Origin of the sequence: Streptomyces arenae, from assembly GCF_022343545.1 — a bacterium.
In the GTDB taxonomy this organism is placed as follows: domain Bacteria; phylum Actinomycetota; class Actinomycetes; order Streptomycetales; family Streptomycetaceae; genus Streptomyces; species Streptomyces humi.
The window spans coordinates 1-14,970 of the sequence record NZ_JAKQYH010000043.1 but is presented as its reverse complement, the minus strand read 5'-3'; the positions used below and the strand labels follow the sequence as shown (position 1 = coordinate 14,970).

Annotated in this window: 14 protein-coding genes; 7 read left to right on the top strand and 7 right to left on the bottom strand. The window is 73.3% G+C overall.

The window, feature by feature from the left end; translation table 11 throughout:
* The first annotated feature begins 155 nt into the window (after positions 1-155).
* Entirely contained in the window at positions 156-692 is a 537-nt protein-coding gene (locus MB828_RS18185) for an HNH endonuclease (RefSeq protein WP_046734416.1), read from the top strand.
* 87 nt (positions 693-779) lie between these two features.
* On the opposite strand, the gene MB828_RS18180 is transcribed toward MB828_RS18185, so the two are convergent.
* From MB828_RS18180 to MB828_RS18170, 3 genes are read right to left on the bottom strand one after another with little or no spacing between them, the layout of a single operon-like run.
* Positions 780-2,138, bottom strand: a complete 1,359-nt coding sequence (locus tag MB828_RS18180) for an FtsX-like permease family protein (RefSeq protein ID WP_301649146.1) — start codon at positions 2,136-2,138, stop codon at positions 780-782.
* Positions 2,135-2,833: an ABC transporter ATP-binding protein gene (locus MB828_RS18175; protein ID WP_301649145.1), complete on the bottom strand. Its 699-nt coding sequence runs from the start codon at positions 2,831-2,833 to the stop codon at positions 2,135-2,137. The genes MB828_RS18180 and MB828_RS18175 overlap by 4 nt, the downstream gene beginning before the upstream one ends.
* On the bottom strand, positions 2,830-3,363 hold the full coding sequence (locus MB828_RS18170; protein WP_301649144.1) for a PadR family transcriptional regulator: 534 nt from the start codon (positions 3,361-3,363) through the stop codon (positions 2,830-2,832). The genes MB828_RS18175 and MB828_RS18170 overlap by 4 nt, the downstream gene beginning before the upstream one ends.
* A gap of 204 nt (positions 3,364-3,567) precedes the next feature.
* Here MB828_RS18170 and MB828_RS18165 point away from each other — a divergent pair, with 204 nt between their 5' ends.
* From MB828_RS18165 to MB828_RS18155, 3 genes are all read left to right on the top strand, one after another.
* Positions 3,568-3,777, top strand: coding sequence for a hypothetical protein (locus MB828_RS18165; protein WP_133021886.1), 210 nt, complete (start codon positions 3,568-3,570; stop codon positions 3,775-3,777).
* A complete protein-coding gene (gene malQ / locus MB828_RS18160; protein WP_301649143.1) occupies positions 3,778-5,865 on the top strand; it encodes a 4-alpha-glucanotransferase in 2,088 nt (695 codons plus the stop codon).
* 234 nt (positions 5,866-6,099) lie between these two features.
* Entirely contained in the window at positions 6,100-6,366 is a 267-nt protein-coding gene (locus MB828_RS18155) for a hypothetical protein (protein WP_046734661.1), read from the top strand.
* Between the two features lie 133 nt (positions 6,367-6,499).
* Here the strand turns inward: MB828_RS18155 and MB828_RS18150 are convergent, their stop codons facing one another.
* Positions 6,500-7,099, bottom strand: coding sequence for a TetR family transcriptional regulator (locus MB828_RS18150; RefSeq protein ID WP_301649142.1), 600 nt, complete (start codon positions 7,097-7,099; stop codon positions 6,500-6,502).
* Between the two features lie 254 nt (positions 7,100-7,353).
* Here MB828_RS18150 and MB828_RS18145 point away from each other — a divergent pair, with 254 nt between their 5' ends.
* The gene (locus tag MB828_RS18145) at positions 7,354-8,787 is read left to right on the top strand and encodes an FAD-dependent monooxygenase (protein WP_301649141.1); all 1,434 of its coding nucleotides are present in this window, start codon (positions 7,354-7,356) and stop codon (positions 8,785-8,787) included.
* A 36-nt stretch (positions 8,788-8,823) separates the two neighbouring features.
* Here the strand turns inward: MB828_RS18145 and MB828_RS18140 are convergent, their stop codons facing one another.
* From MB828_RS18140 to MB828_RS18130, 3 genes are all read right to left on the bottom strand, one after another.
* Entirely contained in the window at positions 8,824-9,282 is a 459-nt protein-coding gene (locus tag MB828_RS18140) for a DUF5707 domain-containing protein (RefSeq protein WP_301649140.1), read from the bottom strand.
* Between the two features lie 266 nt (positions 9,283-9,548).
* Complete coding sequence (pepN, locus tag MB828_RS18135) at positions 9,549-12,122, bottom strand: aminopeptidase N (RefSeq protein WP_301649139.1); 2,574 nt, start codon at positions 12,120-12,122, stop codon at positions 9,549-9,551.
* A 180-nt stretch (positions 12,123-12,302) separates the two neighbouring features.
* Positions 12,303-13,319, bottom strand: coding sequence for an aspartate-semialdehyde dehydrogenase (locus tag MB828_RS18130; RefSeq protein ID WP_301649138.1), 1,017 nt, complete (start codon positions 13,317-13,319; stop codon positions 12,303-12,305).
* A gap of 297 nt (positions 13,320-13,616) precedes the next feature.
* Between MB828_RS18130 and MB828_RS18125 the strand changes: the two genes are divergently transcribed.
* Positions 13,617-14,144 carry an RNA polymerase sigma factor gene (locus MB828_RS18125; protein WP_133021893.1) on the top strand — a complete coding sequence of 176 codons (528 nt, stop codon included), beginning with the start codon at positions 13,617-13,619 and terminating at the stop codon, positions 14,142-14,144.
* 2 nt (positions 14,145-14,146) lie between these two features.
* Positions 14,147-14,941: a hypothetical protein gene (locus MB828_RS18120; RefSeq protein WP_301649137.1), complete on the top strand. Its 795-nt coding sequence runs from the start codon at positions 14,147-14,149 to the stop codon at positions 14,939-14,941.
* Positions 14,942-14,970 lie beyond the last annotated feature (29 nt).

Genomic DNA, 14,970 nt, shown 5'->3' with positions numbered 1-14,970 from the left:
GAAGAGGGGGGTGACCGGGGGATGAATGCGATGTGGTCGAAAACACTCCCAGCCCGTTACGCGGACATGGTGGCGCGGCCACCAGCCAAGAGGGGAGACTGGCCACAGATCGTCCCGGCGCGAGCCACGCGCCGCCGACGCCCAAGGAGGCACCCGTGCCGCATGTCCTGGTCCTCAACGCGTCGTACGAGCCGCTCGGCGTCGTACCGCTCCGCCGCGCGCTCGTCCTCGTCCTGGAGAACAAGGCAGTCGCCTTGGAGGATTCCGGCGCCTATATGCACAGCGCGACCGTCACAGTCCCCGCACCCAGCGTGGTCCGGCTCAAGCGATTCGTACGGGTTCCCTACCGGGGGCCCGTTCCTCTCACCCGCAGGGCGCTCTTCGCGCGCGACGGGGGCCGGTGCATGTACTGCGGTGGCGTCGCAACCAGCGTCGACCACGTCATCCCGCGCAGTCGCGGGGGTCAGCACGTCTGGGACAACGTGGTGGCGTCCTGCCGCCGCTGCAACCACGTCAAGGCCGACCGCCATCTCGTCGAGATCGGCTGGCGGCTGCGGCACAAGCCCGCCCCACCCACCGGCCTGGCCTGGCGGATCATCGGCACCGGCCATAGGGACCCGCGCTGGCTGCCCTACTTGCAGCCGTACGGCGCGGACGACGCCCTGGCCCGGATCGACGGCATCTCCGCCTGACGACCCGGGCCTTCGCATACCCGAGCACACGTGGGCCCCGGCCCCGGGAGTCCCCTGCGCCCCCGGGACCGGACGCTCAGCCGGCCGTCACGCGTAGCGCAGTTCGGCCGGGCGCACCGAGCGGCGCAGCAGAGGCAGCGAGGTGGCCGCCGCGAGCAGACAGCAGGCGTACACGGCCACCGGGACCAGCAGCGCCGTGTACGGCACCCCCACGGCGGTGTGCTGCGTGGCGAGCGCCGCGTACCAGACACCGATCGCGGTCCCGCCCGCGCCCGCCAGCACGACACCGGGGGCCAGCGGCAGCGCGGTCTCCCACAGCAGCGCCCGGACCAGCACCCCGCGCGGCACCCCGGCGGCGGTCTGCGCGGCCAGTCCACGGCGCCGGGCGGCCACGGACTCCGCGGTGCCGACGGCGAGACCGGAGAGGACGATCGCCAGGGCGACGAGCAGCGCGGCGCCCGTCAGGTCGATCCCCGTCGTGTAGAAGGACAGGTCCGTGCCGAGCGAGCCGTCGCGGCGCATGGCGTGCAGATCGGCGAGCAGCACCTGACGTATCCCGGCGAAGCCCGTGCCCACGAGCGTCACCAGCAGCACGGCCGCGTTCGTGCGGGCCGCCGCCCAGGGGTCGTCGCGCAGCCGTTCGGCCGCGATGAGCAGCGCGGGCCGGCCCGCGCGGTCCGCGAGCACCCGGCCCAGCAGCCCCGACCACCAGCCCGGCAGCCACACCACGGCGACACCGGCCAGCGCGATCAGCGCGAAGACCAGCAGCCGGGCCGGGGAGGAGGCGAGACGGTCGCCGTTGTCGGGGGTCAGGACGGTCAGCAGCACCAGGACCGTGCTCAGACCGGTCACCACCAGGAACAGCCGCCCCGGGGGCCGCGCGGACCGCGTCCGGCGGACCTGGCCGAGCGGCGAGGCCACCACCCGGCGCAGCGCCAGCGCGCTCGCCGCCGCCCCCAGCACCGGCACACCCAGGGCGACCAGGACGATCCCCGCCCAGGCGAGTGCGGTCGGCCGCGACCACAGGGACAGCAGGACCGGGACCGCGACCACGGTGGCGAGCCCGGAGCCCAGCAGACAGACCAGGCCCGTCTCCAGCGCGGCGATCCGGCGGACCTGCCAGGACGTGGCGCCGGCCAGCCGCAGCCCGGCCAGCCGCCGGTCACGGTGGACGGCACCGATCCGCGCGCTCTGGCCGAGGAAGCCGAGCACCGGGATCAGCAGCAGGAGCAGGCTGAACACCACCCCGGAACGCTCCCCGGGCCGGTCCAGCAGGCCGTGCGCCAGCCCGATGTCGTAGGTGCCGTGCACCGCGGCCAGGGCGACGGCCGCCAGCGCGAACCCGGTCGCGAGTCCGGCCCCGAGCGCGGTCAGCGCGATCCGCCACCACTCCCGCCGGTCCGACCCCCGCGTCAGCAGCCAGGCGAGCCGGGCATCGGCCCTCACGCGGTCACCTCCGAAGGCAGCACGGCCCCGTCGCTCAGCCGCACCTCGCGGTCCGCGTACGCCGCCACCTGGGCGTCGTGCGTGACCAGCAGGACGGCCGTGCCCGCCTCCCGGGCCGTGTGCGCCAGCGCGGTCATCACCTGCTCGGTCGCCAGCGAGTCCAGTGCCCCGGTCGGCTCGTCCGCGAAGACCACCTTCGGGCCGGTCACCAGCGCCCGGGCCAGCGCGGCCCGCTGGGCCTGCCCGCCGCTCATCTCGCCCGGCCGCAGCTCCCCCTGGCCACGCACCCCGAACCGCTCCAGCCACTCCCCGGCCCGCGTCCGGGCGTCCGCGCGCGTCGCTCCCGCGAGCATCAGCGGCAGCGCCACGTTGTCCAGCGCCGTGAGCTCCGGGATCAGCTGCCCGAACTGGAAGATCACCCCGAAGTCGGTCCGCCGCAGCTCGCTCAGCCGCTTCTCCGGCAGCCGGTCCAGCCGCTCCCCGGCGTATGTCACCGAGCCCGCGTCCGGCCGGACGATCCCGGCGAGGCAGTGCAGCAGCGTGGACTTGCCGCTGCCGCTGGTGCCGGTCACGGCGAGGATCTCGCCGGCGCGCAGCCCGACCGAGGCTCCGCGCAGGGCCTCGGTCCTGCCGTGTGCCTTGGCCAGGTCCCGGCCCGCCAGCAGCGGTGGCGGGGTGCCCCCCTGGTTGCTCATGCTGAGTCGACCTCCGCGGTCAGAGTGGTGAGCCGGGCCGCCGTCGTGTTCATCCAACGGAGGTCGGCGTCGAGGTGGTTGAGGGCGAAATCCGCCGAGAGCACGGTCGTCAGATCGGCGGTCGGAGCCGTCTTGACGGCGGTGAGCTCCCGCATCCGTTCCATGTGCGCGGCGCGCTGGGCGCCGAGGTAGGCGGCCGGGTCACCGCCGGCGAGGATCGACACCACGACCTTGACGAAGATCTCGTTCGCCACGAAGGGCGCCGGCGGGGTGACCGCGCCCGCCCATCCGGCCAGTTCGCGCGCGCCCGCCTCCGTCGAGCGGTAGCGGGTCCGCTCCGGTCCGCCGTCGGCGTCGGTCCCCTCGACCTCCGCCAGGCCGTCGCGGACCAGGCGTTGCAGGGTCGTGTAGACCTGCCCGTAGGCCAGCGGCCGGGCCTGTGGGAAGCGCTCGTCGTGGCGCCGCTTGAGGTCGTAGCCATGACTCGGCCCGGCCTCGAGCAGCCCCAGGAGGATGTGCCGGGTGCTCATGGAGATCAGTATGCACTGAATATATGTACCGAGTGAATAGTCAGTTCGGATTCCGCCACGCGTGCGGTCCGGTTCACTGGGTAGGCCTCTCCCGACCGGCGGACAGCGCCGGTCCGGCGGACACCGCCGATCGGACACCGTCAACCGGACACCGCCGATCCGGCCGAGACCGCCGTTACCCGACGTACCGACAAGGAGGCCACCGTGGCCGCAACGGTTCATCATCCGATCCCGGCCCAGTTCAAACCCCTGGTGGAGACCGTGGACGAACTCTGCCCGTGCGTGTTCAGCGCCGAGGCCGTCCGCGTCGAGGCGCCGCTGACCAGCGAGCCGCCGCTGCCCGACGCCGAACCCCTGACCAGCGAACCGCCGCTCGCCGACGCCGCCCCGCTGACCAGCGAGCCGGGGTTGTAGATGAGCGGAGCCCTCGACGCTCCCCTCGACGGGGAGCTGTCCCGGCTGGCGGAGCTGCACGGCGTCGCCACCTCCTACAGCCCCTCCCCGGACCGCACGGTCCCCGCCTCGGCCTCCGCCGTGATCGCCGTGCTGGGCGCCCTGGGCGTCGACGCGAGCGATCCGCGGGCCGTCCGCGCCGCCCTCGCCGACCGTGAGCGCCACCTCGCCGAACGACTGCTGCCGCCGACCCTCGTCCACTGGACGGGCAGCGGCGACATCGCCCTCGGCCTGCCCGCCGGCACCCGCGTCGAGGTGCGCACGGAGGACGGGCAGACCCGCGGCGACGTACAGGACCTGCCGGCCGGCGTGCACCTGTTGACCGCCACCGCGCCCGACGGCCGCAGCGGCCGCTGCCACCTCGTCGTCGCCCCCGACCGGCTGCCCACGCCCGCCGACCGCTCCTACGGACTCCTCGTCCAGCTCTACTCGCTCCTGTCCGAGCGCTCCTGGGGCATGGGCGACCTCGGTGACCTCGCCGACCTCGCCGACTGGGCCGGACGCACCGCCGGCGCAGGATTCGTGCAGGTCAACCCGCTGCACGCGGCCGTGCCCGGCGCCCCCACCGACCCGTCCCCGTACCGCCCCTCGTCCCGCCGCTTCCCCGACCCGGTCCACCTGCGACCTGAGGCCGTCCCCGAGTACGGCCACGGGGCCGCCTTCGCGGAACGGGCCGCCCAGCTGCGCTCCGCCGTCCTCGACCAGGGCGCGCTCATCGACCGGGACGCGGTGTGGGCACTGAAGCGCGAGGCGCTGGAGGAGGCGGCCGCCGTCCCGCTCGACCCCGCACGGCAGGCCGCCTACGACGCCTTCCGCACCGAACAGGGCCAGGCCCTGGAGGACCACGCCACCTGGTACGCGCTCGCCGAACGGCACGGCTCCGACTGGCACCACTGGCCCGAGGCGCTGCGCGACCCCCGCTCGCCCGAGACCGCCCGCGCCCGTACCGAACTCGCCGACCGGGTCGCCTTCCACACCCGGCTCGCCTGGCTCACCGACACCCAGCTCACCGCCGCCCAGCGGGCCGCCCGCGCGGCCGGGATGCCCGTCGGGATCGTGCACGACCTCGCCGTCGGCGTGCACCCCCAGGGCGCGGACGCCTGGGCGCAGCGCGACTTCTTCGCCGCCGGGATGTCCGTCGGCGCCCCTCCCGACGCCTTCAACGCCCGCGGCCAGGACTGGGGCCTGCCGCCCTGGCGTCCCGACCGCCTCGCCGCCTCCGGCCACGCCCCCTACCGGGACCTGCTGCGCGCCCTCTTCCGCTACGCCGGCGCCCTGCGCATCGACCACGTGATGGGCCTGTTCCGGCTCTGGTGGGTCCCCCAGGGCGGCCCGCCGACCGAGGGCACCTACGTCCGCTACGACGCCGAGGCCATGCTCGCCCTGCTGGCCCTGGAGGCGACCCGGGCGGGCGCGGTGGTGATCGGGGAGGACCTGGGGACCGTGGAACCGGGCGTCCGCGAGACGCTCCAGCGCCACGGGGTGCTCGGCACGTCCGTCCTCTGGTTCGAACGGGACTGGGACGGCGACAGCCGCCCCCTGCCCCCGGAACGCTGGCGCGCCGACTGCCTCGCCACCGCCACCACCCACGACCTGCCGCCCACCGCCGCCCGCCTCACCGGCGAACACGTCGAACTCCGCGACCGGCTGGGCCTGCTGACCCGGCCGGCGGCACAGGAACTGGCGGACGCGAAGGCCGACACGGCGGAGTGGCTGGCCCTGCTGATCAGCCTCGGCATGCTCGCCGGGACCGACGTCGGCGACGAGGAGGCCGAGATCCGGGCCGTGCACCGCTTCCTGCTCCGCACCCCGGCCCGCATGATCGGCGTCTGGCTCCCCGACACCATCGGCGACCGCCGCCCGCAGAACCTGCCCGGCACCTGGGACCAGTACCCGAACTGGCGCCTGCCGATCGCCGACGCGAAGGGCCGGCCGGTGACGCTGGAGGAACTGCGGGGATCGCGGAGGGTACGGGCAATGCTGGAGGTGCTCCGGGAGAGCGACCCGTCCGAGGACCGCGGGCAGGAGGGGCGGACCGGGCCCGAGTGACGCCGGGGTCCAGGAGCGGCCGGTGACGGACGGGGACGGTCGGTCGGCGGCGGAAGAGGTCGGGGACGGAGGAGGGGTCGGGGACGGCAGGGGGGCTGGGGACGGCAGGAGGTGGCGGGAGGCGGTCGGTGAGGGCGGGGGCGGAGGTTTCCGCGTCCGTCGGCCCGGCGTCCGGAGGCGGCTAGGGGGACCCCGGGCGCGCGTCCCCGAAGTCGGCCCGCTAACTTGGGGATCGTGGACAAGAAGAACGCCCTGCGCGCCGGCGCCCTGGCTGCCGGTACGACGCTGATGATGCTGCTCATGTCGTCCCCCGCGCTCGCGCTCACGCGCGACGACGGTGACGACCCCGGCAACGGCCTGAGCGTCATCGAGACGCTGGGCCTCTACGTCCTGGCCCCGCTCGTGCTGTTCGCGGTCATCGCCGGCCTGGTGATGGTGCTGGACAAGTCCACGGTGCGGGTCGTCAAGCCCGGCTCGGCGAAGGCCAAGGCCAAGGTCTGACCTCGGCTTCTCCACTTCCCCACTTCTCCACCGAGGGCGCAGGCCGCCTTCCGTACGGACCGCGACGCGGCGTACGGGAGCCGGCCCGCGCCCTCAGTGCTTCCCCGGCCGGTCCCGGCCGGTCCCGGCCCTCTCAGGGGCTCGGTGCCGTCAGATACCGCTGGACGGTCGGCCCGAGCCACGCCAGGATCTCCGGCCGGCCCAGCGCCACGACCGGCGGCAGCCGCAGCACATAGCGGGTGAGGGCGAGCCCCATCAGCTGCGCGGCACACAGCCCCGCCCGCGTCTGCACCTGCTCGGGATCGGGACACACCCGCTGGGCCACCGGCACCACCTGGTTCCGGAAGATGCCCTGGAGCCGCTCGGCCCCCGCCGCGTTGGTGATGCCGACCCGCAGCACCGCGGTGAGCTCCTCGTTCTCCTCCCAGAGGGCCAGGAAGTGCCCCACCAGCGCGTGCCCGACCTCGGTACGCGGTACCTGTGACAGGTCGGGCATCCGCAGGTCGAGCGTGACGGCGGCGGCGAACAGGCCGTCCTTGTTGCCGAAGTAGCGCATGACCATGGAGGGGTCGATGTGCGCGTCCCTGGCGATGGCCCGGATGGTGGCGCGCTCGTATCCGTCGGCGGCGAAGCGCTCGCGGGCGGCGGCCAGGATGGCGGAGCGGCTGGCATCGGAGCGGCGCGCCGCCGAGCCGCCCACGGGCGCGGTGTCTCTACTGGAGGTGCCGGTCATGCCAACGAGCGTAGGCCAACATTCGTGGGCCAACAAGTGTGGGCCAACAGGTGTGGGCCACCGGCGTGGGCCAACGGATGTGGGTCAACGAGTGTGGGCCAACAGGTGTTGACTCACGCCGTCGCGTCGACCTACGCTTGCCAACAGGCGTTGACCAACAAGCGTTGACCTGCGGACGTTGACCAACGCCCGTTGGCCCACAAGCGTTCGCCAACACCCGTTGGCCCGCAAGTGCCGGTACCCAGGAGGTCCTCATGAACGGCACCACCGAACCGCCGCGCGTGATCGTCGTCGGCTCCGGCCCCACCGGGCTGCTCCTGGCCGGTGACCTCGCCGTCGCCGGCATTCCGGTCACCCTCCTCGAAAAACGCCCGCACGGCATCAGCAACCTCTCCCGCGCCTTCGTCCTGCACGCCCGCGCCCTGGAGCAGCTCGACGCCCGCGGAGCCGCCGACGAGCTCGAGGCGGTGGGCCGCCCGATCACCCGCCTGAACCTCTTCGACGGCCTCACCCTCGACCTCGGCGCGCTCCCCTCCCGGTTCCCCCACGTCCTCGTCCTCCCGCAGTACGAGGTCGAGAAGGTGCTGGAGCGCCGGGCGGTGGCGGCGGGCGTCGACTTCCGCAACGAGTGCGAGGTGACCGGCCTGACCCAGGACGCCGACGGGGTCACCGTGCACGTCAGGGGTGCCGACAGCCTGCGTGCCGCGTACGTCGTCGGCGCCGACGGGATGCGCAGCGCGGTGCGGGAGGCGGTCGGGATGCCGTTCCCGGGGCGGTCGGCGATCCGGTCCGTCGTCCTCGCCGACGTGCTGCTCGCCGAGCAGCCCGAGACGGTGCTCACGGCCGCCGCGGTCGGCGACGCGTTCGCGTTCCTCGTGCCGTTCGGCGACGGCTACCACCGGGTGATCTGCTGGCACCGCGGCCGTGACGTCCCCGACCACGAGCCGGTCGGACTCGACGAGATCAAGGAGATCACCCGGCTGGCGCTGGGCCGGGACTACGGGATGCACGACGCCCGCTGGATGTCCCGCTTCCACAGCGACGAGCGCCAGGTCCCGGAGTACCGGGTCGGCCGGGTCTTCCTGGCCGGTGACGCCGCGCACGTGCACACCCCGGCCGGCGGCCAGGGCATGAACACCGGCCTCCAGGACGCGGCCAACCTCAGCTGGAAGCTCGCCGCCGTCCTGCGCGGGCACGCGGCCCCCGCCCTGCTCGACACCTACCAGAGCGAACGCCACCCCGTGGGCAGGACGGTCCTGCGCAGCAGCGGCGCGATCGTCCGCCTCGCGATGGCGAAGGGCTGGCAGCTGCCGGTGCGGGCGGCGCTCGCGACCGCCCTGAACCACCTCCCGCCGGCCCGCCGCCGGGCGATCGGCCAGGTCACCGGCATCGGCTACCGGTACCGGGCCCCCAGGGGCGCCCACCCCCTCACCGGCGCCCGCGTCCCCGACCTCGCGCTGGCCGGCGGCGGCCGCCTCCACGAGGCCCTGCGCGGCGGCCGGTTCGTCCTGGTCACCCCGGGGCCGTACGAGGTGGACCCGGCGCGTGCGGACCGTCTGACGGCGGCCCACTGGGCGAGCGACCGCCGGACGACCCTCCTGGTCCGCCCCGACGGCTACGCGGCCTGGGCGGCCGAGGACGCGCGGGCGGCGGACGTCGAGCGGGCGCTGGCCGCCCACGTCGGCTGACCGTCCGCGCCGCCCGGCTCCGGCCCCGGCTCCGGCTCAGCGCACGGTGAAGCCGGCGGCCTTGTGGTCCAGGGTGGTGCTGCCGTCCACCGCGGTGGCGAGGACCGCGACGTGCCAGGCGCCGTGCGGCGACGACGCGGCGTCGGCGGCCGGCACCGCCACCTCGTACACGCACCGCGCGGTGTGCCCGCCGGCCGGCGTGCAGGTCGCCGACTCCACCTCGGTCATCTCCTTGGCCGTCGGCAGCTTCCCGGCCAGCTCGGACTTCTCCGGCCAGGCCAGCACCTTCAGGCTCTTCACCCCGGAGGACGCCGTGACCTCGGTGGTGAAGGAGAGCGAGCCGCCGTGGCCGCCGGCGGGGGCGGTGTAGCGGGCGGAGCTGTGTGCCAGCACCGGCGCCTTGTCCTGGTCCCCGGCGTAGGCGAGAGCGAAGGCGCCGGCACCTCCCAGAACGACGACGCCGGCGACGACGGACAGTGCGATACGACGGGACATGGCAGGTTCTCCGTAAGTGTCTGAGTGCTGCGGCTGGAAGGGCCGGCGCTCCGTTCCGCGCCGTCGCAACGATGCTCGCAACTCGCGGGCACCCCGGAACTGAGCACGGATACTCAACTCCGCCTGGGTGATGGGGGGCGGAAGACACGTACCTGGCGGAGAACCACAGAGAACCAGGGGGACCACGGAGAACCAGGGAGAACCAGGGAGAACCACGGAGGGCGCCCGGTGCCGGACACCGGGCGCCCTCCCTGTCGTACCGGCCGCTACTGCGCGGCCGCGTCCGCCGCCTGGGCCTTCAGGGCGCGCTCGACGCCCGCGCGGGACTCCGAGACGAGACGGGCCAGGGCCGCGTTCGGCTGGGCCGAGGCCAGCCAGGCGTCCGTCTTCGTGAGGGTCTCCGCGGAGACCTGGAGGGACGGGTAGAGACCGATCGCGATCTGCTGGGCGATCTCGTGCGACCGGGAGTCCCACACCGACTTCAGGATCTCGAAGTACTTGTCGGTGTACGGGGCCAGCAGGTCACGCTGGTCGGTCTGGACGAAGCCCCCGATCACCGCCTCCTGCACGGCGTTCGGCAGCTTGTCGGAGTCGACGACCGACGCCCACGCCTCGGCCTTCGCCTCCTCGGTCGGCCGGGCGGCGCGGGCGGTGGCCGCGTGGCGCTCACCGGCGGCGGTCCGGTCCCGCTCGTACTCGGCCGCGATGTCCGCCTCGTCGAACCGGCCGACCGCGGCCAGCCGCTCCACGAACGCCCAGCGCAGCTCCGTGTCGACGGCCAGACCCTCGACGGTCTGGGTGCCGTCCAGCAGGCCGTCCAGGAGGTCCAGCTGCTCCGGCGTGCGGGCGGTCGCCGCGAACGCGCGGGCCCAGGCCAGCTGGTGGTCGCTCGCCGGCGCGGCCGCCCGCAGGTGGGCCAGCGTGGCGTCGGTCCAGCGGGTGAGCAGCGCCTCGCGGGCGGCCGGGTCGGCGTACAGCTCGACGGCCAGCTTCACCTGCCGCTGCAGAGACTGCACGACACCGATGTCGGACTCCTTGCCGATACCGGACAGCACGAGGGACAGGTAGTCGCGGGCGGGGAGTTCGGCGTCCCGGGTCATGTCCCAGGCGGACGCCCAGCACAGCGCGCGGGGCAGCGAGGACTCGAAGTCGCCCAGGTGCTCGGTGACGAACCGCAGGGACTCCTCGTCGAGGCGGACCTTGGCGTACGACAGGTCGTCGTCGTTGAGCAGGAACACCGCCGGGCGGGGCCGGCCGGCCAGCTGCGGTACGGCCGTCAGCTCGCCGTCCACGTCCAGCTCGATCCGGTCGGTGCGCACCAGCTTGCCGCTCGCCTCGTCGAGGTCGTACAGGCCGATCGCGATCCGGTGCGGACGCAGCGTCGGCTCGCCCTTGGCGCCGGCCGGCAACGCCGGGGCCTCCTGACGGACGGCGAAGGAGGTGACGACACCGTCGCCGTCCGTCTCCACCTCCGGGCGCAGGATGTTGATGCCCGCCGTCTGGAGCCACTTCCGCGCCCAGGTGCTCAGGTCGCGCCCGGAGGTCTCCTCCAGGGCGCCCAGCAGGTCGGCCAGGCGGGTGTTGCCGTACGCGTGCCGCTTGAAGTACGCCTGCACGCCGGTGAAGAACTCGTCCATGCCGACGTACGCGACCAGCTGCTTCAGGACGGACGCGCCCTTGGCGTACGTGATGCCGTCGAAGTTGACGAGGACGTCGTCCAGGTCGCGGATCTCGGCCATGATCGGGTGCGTGGAGGGCAGCTGGTCCTGCCGGTACGCCCAGGTCTTCATGGAGTTGGCGAAGGTGGTCCACGAGTGCGGCCAGCGCGACCCGGGCGCGTACGCCTGGCAGGCGATGGAGGTGTACGTGGCGAACGACTCGTTCAGCCACAGGTCGTTCCACCACTCCATGGTGACCAGGTCGCCGAACCACATGTGGGCCAGCTCGTGCAGGATGGTCTCGGCACGCGTCTCGTACGCCGCGTCGGTCACCTTGGACCGGAAGACGTACTGGTCACGGATGGTCACCGCGCCCGCGTTCTCCATCGCGCCCGCGTTGAACTCCGGCACGAACAGCTGGTCGTACTTCTTGAACGGGTAGTCGTAGTCGAACTTCTCCTGGAACCACTCGAAGCCCTGCCGGGTCACCGCGAAGATCGCGTCCGAGTCGAGGAACTCGGCCAGCGAGGGGCGGCAGTAGATGCCGAGGGGGACCGACTGGCCGTCCTTCTCGTACACGCTGTGCACGGAGTGGTACGGGCCGACGATCAGCGCGGTGATGTACGACGAGATGCGCGGCGTCGGCTCGAAGACCCAGGTGTCGTCCTTGGGCTCGGGCGTCGGCGAGTTGGAGATCACCGTCCAGCCGCTGGGCGCCTTGACCGTGAACTGGAAGGTCGCCTTGAGGTCCGGCTGCTCGAAGGAGGCGAAGACCCGGCGGGCGTCCGGCACCTCGAACTGGGTGTAGAGGTAGGCCTGCTCGTCGACCGGGTCGACGAACCGGTGCAGACCCTCACCCGTGTTGGTGTAGGCGCAGTCCGCGACCACCCGGAGGATGTTGCGGCCCGCCAGCAGGCCCGGCAGCGCGATCCGGGAGTCCGCGAAGACCTCGGCGGGGTCCAGCGAGTCACCGTTCAGGGTGACCTCGTGGACCGCCGGGGCCACCAGGTCGATGAAGGACGCGGCGCCGCTTTCGGCGACGTCGAAGCGCACCGTGGTCACGGACCGGTAGGTACCGCCCTCCTGCGCGCCCGAGAGGTCGAGATCGATCTCGTACGAGTCAACGGTGAGCAGCTTCGCCCGCTGCTGTGCCTCTTCGCGAGTCAGGTTTGTGCCAGGCACGCGGTCATCTCCTCGTTATGTGTGGGTTGCGCCATCCTTCCATGGGACAGTGCCCGGGGCGTCGAGGGAAAACCCGAGAGATTGCCCTGCCCCGTAGGGGCGCGGGGAACTGCGCGACCAGCCCCCCACGCACCCGCACCCGCTCGACGGCAGACTGCGGCCCCCCTGAGGCGCACGGCCTTACTTCGACAGCTCCGCCGCCACCAGCTCCGCGATCTGGACGGCGTTCAGCGCGGCCCCCTTGCGGAGGTTGTCGTTGGAGACGAACAGCGCCAGCCCGTTCTCGACGGTCTCGTCCCGGCGGATCCGGCCGACGTACGAGGGGTCCTGGCCGGCCGCCTGCAGCGGGGTCGGGATGTCGGACAGCTCGACGCCGGGCGCGTCGGACAGCAGCTCGGTCGCCCGCTCCGGCGAGAGCGGCCGGGCGAACCGCGCGTTGATCTGGAGGGAGTGGCCGGAGAACACCGGGACGCGCACGCAGGTGCCGGAGACCTTCAGCTCGGGGAGCTCCAGGATCTTGCGGGACTCGTTGCGCAGCTTCTGCTCCTCGTCGGTCTCGTTCAGACCGTCGTCGACGAGGTTGCCGGCGAAGGGCAGCACGTTGAAGGCGATGGGCCGCTTGTAGACCTGCGGCTCGGGGAAGTCGACCGCCGAACCGTCGTGGGTCAGCTTCTCCGCGTCGGCGGCCACCTTCTGCACCTGGCCGTGCAGCTCGGCGACGCCCGCGAGACCGGAGCCGGAGACCGCCTGGTAGGTGGTGGCGACCAGGGCCTGGAGACCGGCCTCCCGGTCCAGCACCTTCAGGACCGGCATCGCGGCCATCGTGGTGCAGTTCGGGTTGGCGATGATGCCCTTGGGGCGGTCGGCGATCGCGTGCGGGTTGACCTCGGAGACGACCAGCGGCACCTCGGGGTCCCTGCGCCAGGCGGAGGAGTTGTCGATCACGACGGCACCCTGCGAGGCGACCTTCTCGGCCAGCGCCTTCGAGGTGGCGCCGCCCGCCGAGAACAGCACGATGTCGAGGCCGGTGTAGTCGGCGGTCGCCGCGTCCTCCACCGTCACGTCGTCGAGCACGGTGCCGGCGGAACGCGCCGAGGCGAACAGGCGCAGCTCGGTCACCGGGAAGTCGCGCTCCGTGAGGATCCTGCGCATGACCGTGCCCACCTGACCGGTGGCTCCGACGATTCCGACCCTCACGGTGACTCCCTCTGCGTACGTTGACGTGTGTCTGCGGCCTTTCCATCATGCGGCCGACCCGGGTCAGCCTGTCCAATTCTTTGCGCGGCATACCCGCCGACCGGATCAACCGGCCTGTGGAACTCCCGCCCGCACCCGCGCTGAGCTGCAGAAATTACCTCCACGTGGCCGTCGTGCCGCAAGCTGTGCTGCGCGGCGCGCTGGTGTGACGTACGCCTCGGAAAACAAATCCCGGCTCCGGCCGAACGTTTCCGGGGCCCGCGGCGTCGTAGGGGAAACGCGTGAGGGGGGTGGGTCGTGCTGCGCAGAAAGGCCCGCCGCGTCGAGGGGGATCAGCACGGTGACCCCCTGGACGCGGACCAGGAACGCCGGGTGCGGGCGGTGCTCGCGCTGGGCGGGGTACCGCAGGCGGACCTGCCGGACGGGGTACAGCAGGTACGGCTGCGGTTGCTGGAGCGGGCCGCGGGCGGCCGGGAGGCACCGCGGGACGTCTCGGCGTGGGCGGCGGTGGTCGCCTCCAACCTCGCCATGGACTGGCATCGTGCCAAGCGCCGCCAGGAACGCCTCGGCGAACGGCTGGCCGCCCTCCGCGGGCCCGACCACGCCGTGGGCGACGACAGCAGCCTGCTCTCCGCCGCCGTCGCCCGCGGCCTGGACGAACTGCCCGACGCCCAGCGTCAGATACTCGTCCTGCGCTTCTACGCCGACCTGCCGGTACGGGGGATAGCCGAGCGGCTCGGCATCCCCGAAGGCACCGTCAAGAGCCGGCTGCACACGGCGGTACGGGCCCTGCGCGCCCGCCTGCACGAGGACGAGGTGGTGTGACCATGCCCGCCGAACACGACGGACACGAGCGGCACGACAGCCGGGGCGACGTGGGTGACCACGACGGCGGCAGCGGGCGGGGTGTCGAGGACGATGCCTTGCTTGCCGTGCTCATGGACGGGGAGCTCAGCGATGTGCAGCGTGCCGACCCCGTCTTCATGGCCGAGCATCGTGCCGCCGCCGCCGACGTGGCCCTGCTGCGGGCGCGGCTCGGGATCCTGGGGGACGCCCTCGCGGTTCCGCCGCAGCCCCCGCAACCGCAGTCGCGTCCGGTCGGGCGTCCGCGTCCCCGGCTGCACCCCGGTGTGCGTGCGCTGGGCCTGGCCGGTGCCCTCGCCGCCGCGTTCGCGTCGGCCGTGTTCGGCATCGGGTGGCTCGCGTCGCACAGCGGCTCGGAGTCCATGTCGAAGGGGGCGAGCAGTGACGCCGCGGCCGGCAGCGCGTCCGGGGCCAAGGGTCAGGAGCAGGCCGGCGGCCCCGGCTACCTCGCCTGCGCCCGGCTGGTCGTGGAGGGCACGGTGACCGCGGTACGGGAGATCCCGGACGTCGGCGAGGCGCGGGTCACCCTGCGCGTGACCCGCGCCTATAAGCCGGCGAAGACCGCCGAGGAGGTGCGGTTCCCGCTCGCCTCCGGCACCGACACCCGGATCCGGGTGGGCGTCCGTCTCCTCGTCGGCATCACGCGGGGACAGCAGACCCCCGACCGGTTGGCGGTGGGGGAGTCGGAGATCGCCCCGGAGCGGACCTGGATCATCCGCGACCTCCCCACATCCCGCACCCAGCCCTGCCAGAACTGAACACCCGCCCCCCAGCCCCCGGCCCGCCC

What these genes read in the sequence shown, in the direction of transcription:
- MB828_RS18175 (WP_301649145.1), bottom strand. Translation starts at nt 2,833, where the DNA reads ATGAGCAACCAGGGGGGCACCCCGCCACCGCTGCTGGCGGGCCGGGAC.
- MB828_RS18170 (WP_301649144.1), bottom strand. Translation starts at nt 3,363, where the DNA reads ATGAGCACCCGGCACATCCTCCTGGGGCTGCTCGAGGCCGGGCCGAGT.
- malQ (WP_301649143.1), top strand. Translation starts at nt 3,778, where the DNA reads ATGAGCGGAGCCCTCGACGCTCCCCTCGACGGGGAGCTGTCCCGGCTG.
- MB828_RS18150 (WP_301649142.1), bottom strand. Translation starts at nt 7,099, where the DNA reads ATGACCGGCACCTCCAGTAGAGACACCGCGCCCGTGGGCGGCTCGGCG.
- MB828_RS18145 (WP_301649141.1), top strand. Translation starts at nt 7,354, where the DNA reads ATGAACGGCACCACCGAACCGCCGCGCGTGATCGTCGTCGGCTCCGGC.
- MB828_RS18140 (WP_301649140.1), bottom strand. Translation starts at nt 9,282, where the DNA reads ATGTCCCGTCGTATCGCACTGTCCGTCGTCGCCGGCGTCGTCGTTCTG.
- MB828_RS18120 (WP_301649137.1), top strand. Translation starts at nt 14,147, where the DNA reads ATGCCCGCCGAACACGACGGACACGAGCGGCACGACAGCCGGGGCGAC.